The sequence below is a fragment of the Paenarthrobacter sp. NPDC057981 genome, assembly GCF_042886835.1.
Lineage (GTDB): Bacteria > Actinomycetota > Actinomycetes > Actinomycetales > Micrococcaceae > Arthrobacter.
In genome coordinates this window covers 60092-75385 of sequence record NZ_JBHVQI010000008.1, presented here as the reverse complement: position 1 = coordinate 75385, position 15294 = coordinate 60092, and the positions used below count along the sequence as shown (strand labels likewise).

Sequence of the window (15294 nt, the reverse complement as noted above, 5' to 3'; positions counted from 1 at the left end):
ATCCCACTAGTCACTCCTGTTTCAGGATGTTAGGGTAAAGCCCGTTAGGAGCTGGCCTATGGTCTCACGCGCAGGCGCCCGAAGCTTGTCCCTAAGCCACACCATGCACCGCTGAGCCGCGGTACAGGGCCGGATGTGATGATGAAACATAAATTGATGGTCCCGGCGGGACGGATTCCGTTGGCGCGCGTAGGGCTGGCGCTGGCCGTCGCCCTTACGGCAGGCAGTTTCCTTGGAGCGCCTGCCTGGGCCCAGACCCCGGTCCCCCAACCGGCACCAGCTTCCGGAGCTCCGTCACCAGGATCACCCCAGGGCCCCAAACCAGCAGGTAACGGCCCCGCGTCGTCTCCGGCCGAAAACAGCCCTCCCCCCGGAAAGTTGCCTGACCAGCAAGCGCCGATCACCGGCGTCGAACTTTCTCCTGGAGGTGCGACAGCACCGGCTGCCGGCCCCGACAGCAAAGCCGAAGCGCAAACCACAAAGCCCGGGGCGATGCCGGGCAACGCTCCGGACGCCGAGACCATGAAGGCCGCGATGCGGGCGTCCATCCCGGCTGGCGGCGCCGAAATGGGCCAGCGCTCCCCCAGGGTCGTCACTGCCAATCAAGGCAAGGAAGCGGCCGCGCCCGCCCGAGCCAAGTCCGTTGGTGGGGCTGTCCAGGCGTTGGTACCGATGGCAGCCGACCCGGACCATTGGCGTCCCACCATCGGGATCCAAGGCCAGGACGTCAGCGCCCACCAGGGCAATGTCGACTGGCAAAGCCAATGGACCCAGGGCTCGCGGTGGGCCTACGTCAAGGCGTCCGAAGGTAACTACTACCTCAACGAAAACTACGCCCAGCAGTACAACGGCTCCCGGAATGTTGGCATGGTCCGCGGCGCATACCACTTCGCCATCCCGAACTGGTCATCCGGTGCCGACCAAGCCAGGTACTTCGTGGCAAACGGGGGCGGATGGTCGGCAGATGGCTACACTCTCCCGCCGGTCCTGGACATTGAGTACAACCCCTATGCCGGACGCACCATCAACGGCTTCTACTTCGGCAACACTTGTTATGACATGTCCAAGGCCCAGCTGGGTCAGTGGGCGGCCGACTTCGGCAACACGGTCAAGGCATTGACCGGCAGATTCCCCGTCATCTACAGCACCACCGACTGGTGGAACACCTGCGTGGGCAACAGCACATTTGGCAGCTACCCGCTCTGGATCGCTTCGTACTGGAACAATCCCACCAACGCGCCCGGGTCTTTGCCGGCCAGCTGGAACGACTACTCCATGTGGCAGTACAGCAGCACCGGTCCCTTCGAAGGCGACTCCAACATCTTCAACGGCACCTACGACGAGCTCCGTACCTTTGCCCGGGGCGTACCTGCCCCCTCGAATCCCTCGATCCGATCCGGTGCGGATGTGCTGGCAGCAATGCCCTCCGGACGACTCGACAACTTCCCCGCCGACGGGCAAGGACGAATAACCGGCCCGGTGACCATCGGCTCCGGCTGGGGCAACGCCCTCTCCGTCCATGTTGTCGACTGGAACCAGGACGGTGTCCAGGACATCCTGGCCCAATGGGCGGACGGAACCCTTCAGGTCTATCGGGGTAACTCCGCAGGCGGCTTCAGTACACCCATCCAGGTGGGCAGCGGCTGGCAGGAAATGTCTTTGGCTGCCGGATGGTGGAACTCAAGGGATGCCTTCCCCGGCGTCATTGGACAGGACGGTGACGGCAACCTGTACCGGTATCAAAACGCCTCCGGAGGTGCCCTGAGTGGCGGCGTCCAAATCGGCACCGGGTTCAGCGGGCACCAGTTCAACCTTTTGGATTTCGACGGCGACGGCAGCCAGGACCTGGTGTCAAGGACCGCCGACGGTACCATGAGGCTGTTCCGCAGCAACGGGCTCGGTTCGTTCCTTTCAGAGCCTGCACGGGTCATTGGCAACGGGTGGTCGGCCATGACGTCGGTCAGCTCTTCCGCGGGCTTCAACGGTGCGGGTTCACAGGGGCTGCAGGCTCGGGCTGCCAACGGCGACCTCTACTTTTACCCGGCCGTGGGCGGCTCCTGGGGCAACCGCTTCCTGACAGGTTTGGGGTGGAACGACGCCATGCTTATAGGCGGCGCCCCCGTCAATGTTGAGAGCACCCTGGGCGTTGACGAGCCCGATGTCCTGGCCATTCGGCAGGACGGCAACCTGTATCGGTACGCGGGTTCAGGGTCAGGCTCCCTGAACTCCCCTGAGCTGATCGGCACGCAATGGACCGGGTTGAAGGCCGGTTTCCTCACCGACTGGAACGGCGACGGCGCTTTGGACATCCTCGCGCAATGGAGCGATGGAAGGCTGAGCCTGTACCCGGGCCTGCAAGGCCGGGGCTTCGGCGGGCCCATCAGCCTCGGCACAGGCTGGCAGGACTGGACCCTCACTGTAGGACGGTGGAAAAAGTCTGATACCCGGCCAGGAATCGTGGGTTATGACCCCGCAGGCCGTTTGTTCCAGATCAGCAATCCCTCGGGTGGTGCCCTGGGAGCCCGTACCCAGATCGGAACGGGCTGGTCAGGCCTGGACATCGTTCAAATGGACTTCGATAAGGACTCCAACGCCGATCTCCTGGCGAAAAATGCCACGGGCAACCTCTTGCTCTACCGATCCAACGGCAACGGGGCTTTCATCACGGAAGCTCCGGCGACCGTCGGTACGGGGTGGAATGCCATTAACAGCTACGGAGCCATCCGCGGATTTGCGGGAGCGAACTCAACCGGAATCATCGGTCGAACTACCGGCGGTGAACTCCGCTACTACCCCGTCGGGCAGAACCGGGCCTGGGGCTCACCCAGCGTGATCGGATCCGGCTGGGGCGGCCTGAAAATCCTCTCACCAGCAGCAAGGTAGCCGGGATAGCAAGCAAGGAACGACCTGTTGGGAAGGGCCCGCAAACTCCAGAATGGAGTGTGCGGGCCCTTTCCGTTTTCGCCGGAAAGCGTCGGAAATGAAACAAATGATGTCCGCTGCAATGGATAGGCGTCATATCCGAACATTGCGTGGTCTAATAAAGGTGGTCTCACGTTTTGGCTGTTCAGCGCAATGGGAAACGGGCTTTGTTTGGGGGCAAACGAAGGTCACCACTGGCGCACAATCAAGGAGTGATCTTTCATGGCGTTTACCGTTTCTACGGCCAAGGTCAGCATTTCCCCGTCCATCGATGTCAATCCGTACATGGCGGGGTACGGGACCCTCGACGGTGGTCGCGAGGCCACCAGCAGTGCACCTTACGAATCCCTGTGGGTCCGCGCAATCGTACTGTGGGAGGACGGCTCGCCGAACCTCATCATGAGTGTGGATATCCTCGCTTTGCCGCACTCAATCCACCAAAGTGCCAGGGCAAGGATCCTTCAGCTGGCAAACTGGACCAACGGTGACATCCTGATCCAGTCGACCCACACGCACAACGGGCCAGTAGTGGTTGACACCCTTCACCCGTTCATGTGCTACGGGCTATCTGATTTGTCGATGGTGGAAACCTACAGCCAGCACCTTGAGGATGACCTCGTGGATGCGGCCCAGCAAGCGCTCAACAACGCACAGACAGCGGTCACGCTCGACTACAAGGTCACTACGGCGAGCATCGCCTACAACAGGGCGGGGTTGCCGTACCTGGAAGACACGGTTCCCGTTATCGTCGCGCGCCGCTCGAATGGCAAAGCGCGGGCCGTGATTTTCAATTACGCGTGCCACCCTGTAGCTGCCGGTATGCGCACTCTCTTCGACGGAGATTTCCCCGCAGGGGCTTGCAACTACATCGAAAACAACAATACGAATTGCTTTGCCCTGTTCCTCCAGGGCGCGGCAGGCGACCAGAATCCCATGGGCGAACCCAGCTGGGACCTTCGCGACGAATATGCCACCAAACTTGGTTCAGCAGTGTCGATCGCAATGCAGACGCCTGGTCGAACCATCGGCAGTCCGCTCCAGACGAGCTACAAAGAGATCCAGATACCGCTGGACATCACGCCTACTGCTGGAAATCTTGCGGCGGTCAGGGCAGCCTATGCTTCGCGCCTGCCGAACCTCGACGGCAACCCTGCCTGGTACGGACGCCATGCCCAGGTGATGATCGGACGGATCGACAGCGGAAGCTACGCCACGACCGTAACGTGCCCATTTCAGGTGTGGAAGTTCGGTGGAAGCCCGCAATTGAAAATCGGTATTGTCGGCGGGGAGCTGGTCAGCGGCTACGCGGCATATTTCCGGTCGAAGTACGGCGGCGCAAATGGCGTCATTGTGGGCGGTTACGGTAACGAGTCGTGCTACTACCTGCCGAGCGCCCAGTTCCTGCCACCATACTCGGTGGGCGGAAGTTACGAGGGTGGTTGGGATCCCGACTATCCCGGGATCGCTGGCGGCTCAATGACCGTCTACGGCCACATCGCCCACTTCGTGGGTGGCACAGGCGGCGTGGAGGCCACCATCATCAACACCCTGAATTCCATGCTCGCCTAGGCACGCAGGGGTTTTGAAGGCCTTGGCTGTCGGCCAAGGCCTTCAACGTTCCGCAGCGTTACTCCTGCGTCACCTGCCGCACAAACCGTAGCGGTATCGATACCCGATTCGCCGGGCATTCCATTGACCCGGCTGACTGCTCCGGAGAACCATGGAGCTGGAGGCCCTGATGCGTTTTCACTACCTTTCAGCAGCAGCTGCAGCTGTGCTGCTGCTTGCCTCGGGCTGTTCCTCGGCGCCGGGAGCAACACCCACGACTTCCGCCACCTCCTCATCCCCCACCACTTCGACGTCCCCGCCGCAGTCCGCACCGCCGTCGGAAACTCCCTCAGATCCCTCCAGCGAACCTGGTGAAGGCAGCGGACAGGGCGCCGGCGATCCGGACGACTCGGGCCGCTTCTCCTACTCCTGTACCAGCCTCAATGGCGTACCCGACACCACTTACTCGAGCCTGGCCGAGGTCTGGGCATCGTCAGGTTATGTGCGTTTGGACGCCTGCACGGCCAACTACCAGGGCCCACAACCCTACGAACCCACGGAAGACGAAGCCAGGATCATCGCCATCGCCGAGCCAGGCAAGGACCCGGCCCAAGGCCTGGAATCCTACTTGGCGGCGTTGGGACTTTGCACCCGCGTCAGCGATGATTCCGCTTCGCAAGTCTTCGGCGGCAGCAGCCGCCAGCTCCTGCAGGCTGCCAGCCAGCTCTGCCCTAAAGCGCCCCAAGGAAAAATCATTGCGCTGTGGGCCGCAGGCGCCCGCGCCGGTGACGGCCAACATACAGTCGGCGACGGCGGCCTGGCCGCCGGTAAATTCCATCTCCGGAAAACGCCGCCGGAAGGCTGCAGCTGGAGTGTCAAAGGGCCGGATGGCGGCCAAAAGGCGGCCGGCGGCGCTGTCGAAGGACAAGCCGGAATTCTTCTTGCAGAAAAAGACGTCTTAAGTAGTGACAAATGCGGAATATGGGAGAAGATGGAGTAATGCAGCCGGCAACGGCTGGGGCGAACATCCAACTGCATGCGGAGCTGGGGAGCATCCGAATGAAGTGGGGATCCCTCGGTGGATATGCCAAGACGCGCTGTCGTCCAATTTGGCCTAGCCGGTCTCGTTCTTACGGGCTGCTCTGTCCAAGCCACGCAAAAAGTTGAGCCGTTCCGGCTGGGCGTAACGAATGCCGGCGATGCCGACACTCCTCGTCGCGAAAGACCGGAACCGGTAAAAAGGTACAAGTTTGACTGTCGTGGGGCGGACGGAAATTCGCTCGCAGTCCTGTCAAGCCTTCCGGAAGTCTGGGCGAATACCCAGTACAAGAAATTCGCCGACGTCCGGGTTGCCTACGTCGGCCCGCAGCCCCAGGTCCTTGAAGCCGAGGAAAACGCTGCCGTCAATGTCGCGATTGAAGCCGGGGCCTCGGGTAACCGGGCGGATATCTGCCTGGCAATAGTCAAAGCATGCACCCGCAGCAATCCCCCCACCATCAGTACCGCTCTGTATGGGCTCGGTGGGCCGCCGATCGTCAAAGGCGCACTGACCCTGGCCCCCATGGCGCCTCAGTCGGCAGTCCTGACCAAGTGGCTGAAGGAAGTGGCGTGATGGAACAGTCCACAGCCCGTGCCTTCACCCCAAGCCGGCTCCGCGGCAAGAAACTGACAACATTGGTGGCGGCAGCGGCTTTGGCCGTTGCCGGAATGACCGCCGTCGTCTCCAGCACCCCGGCCTTCGCCGACCAACAGCGCCAGGTGGTCGGCACTGGTCTTTCCAAGGCTGCCGGCACAGTCGTGGATCCCGTCGGCAAAGTATGGGTTTCGGACAGTGTCGCCGGCTTCTGCCGCATGTCCGAGCCAACCAACGGACAACCCGGCACCGTAGAAAAGGACACCTGCCTGGGCGGTAGCCTGCCCGGATCAGGGCAAGGTGCAAAGGTGCCCGGAGTGGCCAGCATCTACGATCCCACGCCCGCCCAGGTAGGCAGCGGTGATGAGATAGCGTTCATTCCTGACGCCTCGGTGGGAAGCTCGCATTTGGTGCGCGCCGAATGGAGTCCTTCCCTGAACCGCTTCGAGTACAGCAGCACGCTCTCCATCTTGGATGGCGATGTCAGGCCGAACGCCGTCAGCGACGGTCCGGACGGCAACATCTACCTTTCCTTTGCGAATGCGCGCTCGATCATCAAGATCGTTGATCCGACCATCAAGCACCCGAGCATCGAAACCATCGCCTCGGTGACTACCAAGGCCCTGGGCCTGGTGGCCGCGGGCTGGGACAGCAACGGTCACGTCAGCGTCTACGTGCTGGAAACCACCGGGCTTCGGGCCTTTTCGGCCCCGGACGACGGCGACATGACCAACTATGTGCCGCTGGCGTCCTACAACGTTGGTGTCGCCTCGTCGATCTACTACGACTACGACGCCCACATCATCTACACGGGCACCAGCACTGGGACCACTGCGGCCGATGCAGGTAAGGACAAGGTTTCACGACTGAATCTGAATACCGGAGTTGTCGACAACTCCTGGGCTTTGGGCTTCAGCAAGATCAGCGGCCTCGGCATGCGTGGTGGCCAGTTGCTGGTCTTGGACGATCCCGGTCAACTGAACGCAACACCGGCTACCGGCCAAGGAAAGATGAGCCTCCTGGGCGGAGTCGTAGCCCAGATAACCTCCGGCCCGACGCTGGCAAGTGGGGCGCAGTCGCCTAATCCCGCCTACACCAACGACACAACACCGACGTTTGGTGTCAGCGCGGATCCGAGCGGAAGCGCTTTGGAATGCTCCGTCGGTGGGGCCTGGACGGATTGCACCAGTGGCACGTACACCTCAGCCGTCCTGGCAAACGGACCGCAGACGTTCTCAGTACGGCCGGCTCCGGGAGGCGTTCCCGTTTCGCGGACGTTCACCGTGGACACTGTGGCCCCTGCCGCGCCCGTCTTCACCGCACCAAACAGCGGACAGGTGGTAAACGGGAAGCCGGTACTCGGTGCGACCTTCGAAGCCGGAACTACGCTGAGTTGCTCGGTTGATTCCACGGCGGACGCTGACTTCAAGGCCTGCGTACCGGGAGACACCTTCACGCTGACCACGGAAGGTGCGCACACCCTGCGCATCAGGAGCACGGATCCCGCCGGCAACGTCGGCCCTGCTGCTTCCTTGAACGTGACAGCGGACCTCACTGCTCCGCAGGTGGCAATCACGGCTCCGGCCAGTGGCGCCACAGTGGGTGCCGGATACCAGTTCCAGTTCGCCTCCACTTCACCGGATGTGGCCGGATTCCGCTGCCGGCTGGGGACAGATGCCTTCACGGCATGCACCTCCCCCAAGGTTTACGCCGACATCGCCAATGGACCGAACAGGTTCGAAGTTGAAGCCCGGGACGCTGCGGGGAACACGACGGTGGCCGGTGTGAACTTCACGGTCTTCGTCGCTGACACAACACCACCAACCGTGACGGCGGATCCCGTTGCAGGCACCTACGGCCCATCGAGCAAGATCACGCTCACGGCCAACGAAGCCGGCGCGAAGATCTACTACACGGAAGATGGCAGCACACCCACTACGGCCAGCACGCTGTACACCGCTCCCATAACGATGGGCAGCAAGACGATCAAGTACATGGCGGTGGATGCCTCGAACAACGCCTCTGCACCACAGACGCAGGTTTATGTGCTGGACAACGTTGCGCCGACTGTCACTCCCAGCCCCCAGGGCGGCAACATCACCCTGGGACAAAGCGTCACGCTGACGACAGAAGCGGGGGCAAAGATCTACTACACCACCGATAATTCCACCCCGACTGTGTCCAGCCAGGTTGGAACCACAACGGTGACGATCACACCCACGGCAACGACCACGGTGAAGTACTTTGCCGTGGACACCGCTGGAAACCAATCCGCAGTGGCCTCCCAGACGTACACCGTGCCTCCGGCCCCCGCCAATACCTGGAAGGACTACAACTCAGACGCCAAGAATGACGTCCTGGCCCGCGACGCGGCCGGAACACTGTGGCTCTACCCGGGCAACGGCACAGGCGGTTGGCTGGGCAAGGTCAACACCGGTACCTCCTGGAACAACTACAACCTGATCATTCCCACCAAGGACTTCAGTGGAGATGGACGCAGCGATGTCTTCGCCCGGGATGCCGCCGGACAACTGTGGCTCTTCAAAGGCAACGGAACAGGCGGTTGGCAGCCGGCGGTGTCCGTCGGAAGTGGTTGGAGTGGAATGACGGCAATCGTCGCTCCCGGCGACTTCAGCGGAGATGGCAAATCCGACCTTCTGGCAAGGGATGCATCAGGCGTGCTGTGGCTCTACAAGGGAGACGGCCTGGGCAAGTTCACCGCAGGGGCAACGCAGGTCGGGGCTGGCTGGAACGTCATGAATGCCATCTTCAGCACCGGTGATTTCAACGGTGATGGCAAGACTGACGTGATCGCCCGGGATACCGGCGGCGCCCTCTGGCTCTATCCAAGCAATGGCACGGGCGGCTGGGGCACCCGCACGCAGATCGGCAGCGGCTGGGGCGGCATGACGGCCCTCCTCGGCCCAGGCGATTTCAATGGCAACGGCAAGTCCGATGTCCTCGCCAGGGATGCCAACGGCAATCTGTGGCTCTACCCAGGCAATGGCACCGGTGGGTGGCTTGCCTGGGGGCAAGTAGGAACAGGATGGCAAGGATTCACGTCGCTCCCCTAGTGGACTGAACCGCCAGCTTGCCGTTTCGAGGGGTGCATCGGAGAATATCCGGTGCACCCCTTTCGTTGGCTGCGTTCCGTGAGCACACCATGCTTCCACGGATCGTTTGCCGCAATGAACTAGACTGAGGGTTTGCAAGGACCTCGTGACGCCAGCGTTGCGGGCTGCGGCTGGCGTCAAGAATTCGTCGGCACGAACTACCGAGGAGAGTCTTGACTTTCGACCAGGCAGGCCAACCGGATCTCTCCGTTGTGATCCCGGTCTATAACGGAGAACGGATATTGGCGGCAACCATGGCGCGCCTTTCCGGCTATCTAACCAGTGGCAACTCCGAGATCATCATCGTGGAGAACGGATCTTCCGACAACACACTTCAGGTTGCCCGTGAGCACGCGGTGGACACTCCGAACGTAACGTTCCATGTTCTCCAAAGCGAAAAAGGGATGGGAAACGCATACCGGAAAGGCATTGAAGCCAGCTCCGGTCGACGCGTCCTCCTGACCGCGGACGACCTCCCCTTCGGGACGGATGATCTTGATGAAGATGCAAAGCTCACCCCCAAGCCGCACGTGGTCATCGGTTCCAAGGCGCACAAGAATTCGAACATCCAGCGCAGTCCCCTGCGCGGACTCACCACCTTCGGATTCAAGACGCTTCGACAGGTGATTCTTGGATCCAAGGTTGGCGATTCCCAAGGCACGCTGATCGTCGAGGGCGGCTGGTTGCGGAGCATGGTGCATCGTTTTGACGATCCCGGCTTCCTCTTCAGCACCCAGGTTGTCTACGCCGCTGAAAAGCAGGGATTCGACATCGTGGAAGTTCCCGTCACTTTGGCCCCCGACGACGAACCCGGCGAAACCACCATCCGGACTGCCGACGTCGTCAAGATGTTCAAAGGCCTGGTGGCCATGCGCCGCCGGAAGAATGAACTCTCAGCCGCCCCCAGCGCTGGGACCCACGCCTCATGACAGGATCCATCGCAGAAACCCCGTCAAACGAGAACGACGTGAACCTGGAACAGCCGCCCGCGAAATCCACCAAAGCCAAGCTGGTGGATTTTGCCCGGCGTGCCCTCGTGGTCATCGTCTTTGCCGCTGCTGTCTATTTCATTGCGGTCCAATGGCCTCAGGTCCAAGCCACCGTCTTTGCACTGGAATGGTGGCAGGTCCTGCTTTCCCTGCTGGCCCTCATTCCGGGTGTTCTTCTCGGCATGTACATGTGGCGGGTCGTCATGTCCAGCCTGCTGAAGGCGGTGGACGTCGAGCCACAGGGCTTGGTCCTAAACCAGATCTACCTCGTTGGCCAGATCGGCAAGTACCTTCCCGGTTCAGTGTGGGCATTCGTCCTCCAGATGGAGCTCGGCCGCAAGAACGGCATTGCAAGGGCCCAGGTCTTCGTGGCCTCGCTGGTAAGCACCGGCATCACCATCGGCGCGGCATTGGTGGTCGGAGCTTCAGCGCTGCCGATCCTCGTCCAGCGCGAGCCCAATCTGCAGTGGCTGTACGTCATCCTGCCCGTTGTCATCCTGGCGATGAACCCGAACGTTGTGACCTTCCTGGTCAACCTCGTGCTCAAGGTGTTCCGTCGGCCACCGCTGCCCGAGCGCATCCAGGCGAACACCATGGTCAAGGCCTTCATTCTCGGCGTCCTCATGTACCTCTGCTACGGCCTGCACTTGTGGATCCTGGTCGGTCACGAGGCAACCCTGGATCTCGCTACGTTCCTGGTCCTCACCGGAGCTCTGGCGCTCGGAATGACCTTGGGCGTGCTCGCGTTCCTGCTTCCCGCCGGCGTGGGGGCGCGTGAGGCCATCCTCATCCTCGCATTGGCCGGCATGATGACGGCCGGTGCTGCAACGGCAATTGCCGCGCTGTCCCGGATCATGTTCACCGTCGCAGACCTGCTCTGCGTCGGCATCGCGTTCGTGCACTTCCGGTGGCGCCAACAGTCAGCTTCCAAATCACCCGGAGAAAGCACCTCAGAGCCCAGCTGATGCTGTGGGTCTTTGTCGCGCCCGGGAATCAACGATTCCCGGGCGTTCTTCGGGGTAATATCCAAACTTATGCCGCGCGCTAAGGAGCAAGGTACGACCATGACAGCAGTAACCTCCGGGGCCACTGCCCAGCGCCAGCCGGTCACCAGGCGGCGCTACTTCATGCAGCACGACTGGCATTGGGGCATCGTTACCGCCGCCATCGCGGCAATCTCCTCCATCATTCCCAGGCTGTTCAATCCCACGTTCTACTACTGGGATGACATGATGCAGTCGTTCCTTCCCCTGTGGCGGCACATGGGTGAGGAGATCCGCTCCGGCCGGTTCCCGTTGATGGAACCCGGTGGCTGGGTTGGCGGCAACATTGTTGCCGAAGTGGGCTATGGAATCTTCAACCCCGTCAATATCATCAATTCCGTCATCGTCTCCAACTTCGAGAACCTGTCGCTGGCGAGCTATTTCATCATCGTCCAGTTCATCGCGTTGTTGGCCTTTGGCACATACATGCTCGCCCGCGATTACGGCTCCAACAGGCCACTGGCCCTTGCCGCCGGCGTAGCCATTCCGTTCAGCGGCTTTACCCTCTTCTATGAGGCCGCCCGTTGGCCGGGCGGCCTGATGGCGTTTGCCTGGATCACGGTCTTCTGGTGGTCAGTGCGCCGATACGCCCGTCGAAACACCTCACCGTTCCTGCCGTTCCTTCTTGGCTTCATGACCATGACCGCGGGCAATCCCTACGGTGCCATCGGCGTCATCCTCGTCCTGGCTGCAGTTGCCATCGAGTTGATGCTGATGCGGCACTGGCGTCGCCTGATTCCGATCGTCATCGTAGGCGCGCTTGTGGGTTTGACCGCCGTCTTGGTCTACTTCCCTCTGCCCCTCAGCTCCGCGGTTACCGTGAGGCAACAGAGCGAGATTCTCAACGACCTGTTCCTCTCGCCTGACATGTCTTCCCTGTTGACGATGAGTACCTCCTCCATGAGGCCCCGGATCAACAACTTCTGGGCCCCCATCGACAACGTTCCATCGAGCTACCTGGCCTGGTTCGTCCTGCCGTTGCTTCCTTGGCTTGACTTCCGGAGCTTCCGTAACCGGTCCCGCCAGATCTTCAGCATCTACATCATCACGGGAATCTATTTCCTCCTGACGTTTGCTCCTTCCCAGGTTCTGGTCTTCCGCTGGCCCATCCGTCTTATCGAGTACGTGTACCTGGGTGTCATTGTCCTGGTGGCCGTTGTAGCATCGGCAGGCCTGAAAACGACTGCCTGGAAGAAGCGCCTGGTCATCACGGTGGCCATTCTCGGCTTCGGCACCTACCGCGCGTGGTCCATGGTGCCGGAGGGCGGCAAGTGGCAGGTCTTCACGCTCGCCGTAACGCTGGTCCTTGTTGCGCTTGCTGTCCTGGGTTGGAAGCGGTTCGGATACCGTGGCCTTGCCGCCGTGATGGTCATCGGCACCATCGCCACCCTGGGCATGCAGTCCCGGCAGTTCGTACCCAACAACGCAGTGGCCGGCATCGGCTCTCCCGTGGATGCTGATACCCTGCGGGACTCGACCAGCAACTACAAGGGCAATACCATCCAGATTTTCAACACCATGAAGATCACTGGTGAGGAATTCACCGAGGGACGCCTCCTCTACGGCAACCAGATCCTCAATGCCGACGTCAACAACAGCATGGGCCGCTACAGCGGAATCAGCTTCACTACGTACGTCAATGCCTTGTGCATGAACTACCGCGGTGAAACGTGCCCGCTGGCCTACACCGAGTTGTTCAAGCAGGCATCACCGGAAATCAACGCGACTCTGGCTGACGTCCTCCAGGTTGAGACCGTCGCCGTCCAGAAGACCCTGATCGCCCCGGATCAGCTGAACATTGCACCGGGTTGGTCAATTGTGGCATCGGACGAGACCCGGACGATCCTCCAGCGCCAGAACCCCCTGCCGCACCCCGGCACGGTGTCGTGGGTGTCTGACGGTATTACAGTCCAGGACTCCACGAGGACCGGCAACGACGAGCACGTCCAGTTGTCAGGCATTGGCAGCGGCGGGAAGCTTACCTTCGCCCGCCTCGCCTGGCCCGGATACACCGTCAAGGTAGACGGCCAGACGCAGCAACTGACCCAGGGCCCAGCCGGCGTCATCATGGTTGACCTCCCCGCGGGTGCCAAGACCGTGGACATCTCCTTCACGACGCCGGGACTCACCATGGGACTGGCAGCACAGGCTGCTGCGTGGCTCGGAATTCTGCTGTTCACCGTGTTCCACTACGTAAGGCGCTACCGCCGCGGGAAGTCTGCGGGGCAGACAATCCAGCAACCGGCCGAAAAGGTCACGGTATAAGCCCGCTGAACGGCTGTAGCCAGGAAAAGAGCGTCCACCCCAACGGGATGGACGCTCTTTTCGTATGCATGGCTTTGGTTCCAGCCTCCCCCCTTCCTGAAGAGGAGGAGCGAGAACAAAAGGCCGTTGTGCCTCTGCGTGAACAGAGGCACAACGGCCTTTTGGACTCCGGTGGCTTTGGCTCCCTTAGGGGTTCAGTGCTCCCGCAGCCAGGCCACGGCTTCGTCAGCAGGGCCTTCGAACTGCACCGTGCCGGAGGAAAGCACCACTCCCCTGTCACAGATCCTGGAGATCATGTCGAGGTCGTGGCTGACAACAACGAGCGTGCGGCCCTCGTCCGAAAGCTGCTTAATCTTGGCCAGGCACTTCCGCTGGAAGGGCTCATCGCCCACGGCCAGGATTTCGTCCACGAGGAAGATGTCCGGCTGGGTATGCACCGCCACTGCAAAGGCAAGGCGCAAAAACATACCGGAGGAATAGAACTTAACCTCGGTATCGATGAACTGTTCAATCTCGGAGAAGGCGACGATGTCCTCGAACTTCTCGTTGATCTCCTGTTCCGTCATGCCGAGGATGGCGGCGTTCAGGAAAACGTTCTCGCGCCCGGACAGGTCCGGGTGGAACCCCGCGCCAACCTCGATCAACCCGGCTACACGGCCCTTGGTGCGAACCGTGCCCTTGTCGGGGAGAATAACGCCGGAAATGAGTTTCAGCAGCGTTGATTTGCCGGAACCGTTGAAGCCCAGCAGGGCAACGGTCTCCCCCGGCTGGATTTCAAAGCTGACGTCATGGAGGGCATCGAACTTCCTGGTGAGATCGCCCCGGCGTCCCTTAACAAGCCAAACGAGTGTCTCCTTCAAGGAGTGCGAGTGGCGTAGGTTGAACGTTTTCTTGAGGTCCTTGACTATTACAGCAGCACCCATTTAGACCTCCTGCGCAAAGTGGCCCTCAAGCCGTCGGAAGACAAGCTGGCCGATGATGAGGAACAATGCAGCCATTCCGAGCCCGAGCAGTCCTGTCCACATCAGGTGCGGGGGCAGTTCAACGGGTCGGTTCACGGTGGGGTACCAGAACGCCCAGTGGAAGAGCTCAACGGCTACGGTGATGGGATTCAGCTGATAGATCGCCAGCACCCATTCCGGGGCCAGGCGCCGGATCATAGTCCAGTCGTACAGAACGGGCGAGGTCCAGGTGACGATCATCATCAGCATGTCGACGATGTTCTCAGCATCCCTGAAAAAGACGTTGATGGCACCGGCCAGCAAACCAAGACCAGTAGCCGTGACTGCAACGATGACGAAGCCCAGTGCCGCCCCGATGAGCTGGAAGACATCCGGATGCCAGCCCGTGAGCAAGGCAGCGGCAAGCAGTACCACCAGCTGCGGCAGGAAGTGAACCGCCGCCACCCACACCGAAGCCACCGGGAAGAGCTCGCGCGGCAAGTAGATCTTCTTCACCAAGGCAGCATTGGAAACAATGGAGCGCGTGGCGTTCGAGAACGCTTCGGAGAAAAAGTTGATGACGATGACGCCGGAGAACATGTACAGCGCGTAATTGGGGATTTGGTCCCCAACACGCAGCACAATGCCCAGGGCGAAGAACAGCACCACGTACTGGACCAAGGGCTTGACATAGGACCAGGCCAAGCCGAGGACCGAACCACGGTAGCGGACCCGGAGTTCCTTACGGACAATCAACTTCAGGAGGTACCGGCGTCGGTAAACGTCCAGCAGGCCGGCACCTACCCCCGGAACAGCATATGTATCAGTGGAAGTGGCCAT

The 15294-nt window shown here is 61.2% G+C and carries 10 protein-coding genes; 8 read left to right on the top strand and 2 right to left on the bottom strand.

The window, feature by feature from the left end; all coding sequences use genetic code 11:
• Positions 1–138: 138 nt before the first annotated feature.
• The 8 genes from ACFVSI_RS09990 to ACFVSI_RS09955 all read left to right on the top strand — a co-directional run bounded on the left by ACFVSI_RS09990 (position 139) and on the right by ACFVSI_RS09955 (position 13513).
• Positions 139–2883, top strand: a complete 2745-nt coding sequence (locus ACFVSI_RS09990) for a GH25 family lysozyme (protein ID WP_387822618.1) — start codon at positions 139–141, stop codon at positions 2881–2883.
• 261 nt (positions 2884–3144) lie between these two features.
• Entirely contained in the window at positions 3145–4491 is a 1347-nt protein-coding gene (locus ACFVSI_RS09985) for a hypothetical protein (protein ID WP_387822615.1), read from the top strand.
• A 169-nt stretch (positions 4492–4660) separates the two neighbouring features.
• A complete protein-coding gene (locus tag ACFVSI_RS09980) occupies positions 4661–5470 on the top strand; it encodes a hypothetical protein (protein ID WP_387822612.1) in 810 nt (269 codons plus the stop codon).
• An 84-nt stretch (positions 5471–5554) separates the two neighbouring features.
• On the top strand, positions 5555–6082 hold the full coding sequence (locus ACFVSI_RS09975) for a hypothetical protein (RefSeq protein WP_387822769.1): 528 nt from the start codon (positions 5555–5557) through the stop codon (positions 6080–6082).
• A complete protein-coding gene (locus tag ACFVSI_RS09970; protein ID WP_387822609.1) occupies positions 6082–9177 on the top strand; it encodes a chitobiase/beta-hexosaminidase C-terminal domain-containing protein in 3096 nt (1031 codons plus the stop codon). Before ACFVSI_RS09975 ends, ACFVSI_RS09970 begins: the two co-directional genes overlap by 1 nt.
• A gap of 212 nt (positions 9178–9389) precedes the next feature.
• A complete protein-coding gene (locus tag ACFVSI_RS09965; protein ID WP_387822606.1) occupies positions 9390–10145 on the top strand; it encodes a glycosyltransferase in 756 nt (251 codons plus the stop codon).
• The gene (locus tag ACFVSI_RS09960) at positions 10142–11170 is read left to right on the top strand and encodes a lysylphosphatidylglycerol synthase domain-containing protein (RefSeq protein ID WP_387822604.1); all 1029 of its coding nucleotides are present in this window, start codon (positions 10142–10144) and stop codon (positions 11168–11170) included. The genes ACFVSI_RS09965 and ACFVSI_RS09960 overlap by 4 nt, the downstream gene beginning before the upstream one ends.
• Before the next feature lie 99 nt (positions 11171–11269).
• The gene (locus ACFVSI_RS09955; RefSeq protein ID WP_387822601.1) at positions 11270–13513 is read left to right on the top strand and encodes a hypothetical protein; all 2244 of its coding nucleotides are present in this window, start codon (positions 11270–11272) and stop codon (positions 13511–13513) included.
• Positions 13514–13707: 194 nt separating this feature from the next.
• Here ACFVSI_RS09955 and ACFVSI_RS09950 read toward each other — a convergent pair whose 3' ends face one another.
• Both ACFVSI_RS09950 and ACFVSI_RS09945 read right to left on the bottom strand, forming a co-directional pair.
• On the bottom strand, positions 13708–14436 hold the full coding sequence (locus ACFVSI_RS09950) for an ABC transporter ATP-binding protein (RefSeq protein WP_144659804.1): 729 nt from the start codon (positions 14434–14436) through the stop codon (positions 13708–13710).
• Entirely contained in the window at positions 14437–15294 is an 858-nt protein-coding gene (locus tag ACFVSI_RS09945; RefSeq protein WP_387822598.1) for an ABC transporter permease, read from the bottom strand.

Coding starts and splice junctions, on each gene's coding strand:
- ACFVSI_RS09990 (WP_387822618.1), top strand. CDS start 139: ATGATGAAACATAAATTGATGGTCCCGGCGGGACGGATTCCGTTGGCG.
- ACFVSI_RS09985 (WP_387822615.1), top strand. CDS start 3,145: ATGGCGTTTACCGTTTCTACGGCCAAGGTCAGCATTTCCCCGTCCATC.
- ACFVSI_RS09980 (WP_387822612.1), top strand. CDS start 4,661: ATGCGTTTTCACTACCTTTCAGCAGCAGCTGCAGCTGTGCTGCTGCTT.
- ACFVSI_RS09975 (WP_387822769.1), top strand. CDS start 5,555: ATGCCAAGACGCGCTGTCGTCCAATTTGGCCTAGCCGGTCTCGTTCTT.
- ACFVSI_RS09970 (WP_387822609.1), top strand. CDS start 6,082: ATGGAACAGTCCACAGCCCGTGCCTTCACCCCAAGCCGGCTCCGCGGC.
- ACFVSI_RS09960 (WP_387822604.1), top strand. CDS start 10,142: ATGACAGGATCCATCGCAGAAACCCCGTCAAACGAGAACGACGTGAAC.
- ACFVSI_RS09955 (WP_387822601.1), top strand. CDS start 11,270: ATGACAGCAGTAACCTCCGGGGCCACTGCCCAGCGCCAGCCGGTCACC.
- ACFVSI_RS09950 (WP_144659804.1), bottom strand. CDS start 14,436: ATGGGTGCTGCTGTAATAGTCAAGGACCTCAAGAAAACGTTCAACCTA.
- ACFVSI_RS09945 (WP_387822598.1), bottom strand. CDS start 15,294: ATGGCCACTTCCACTGATACATATGCTGTTCCGGGGGTAGGTGCCGGC.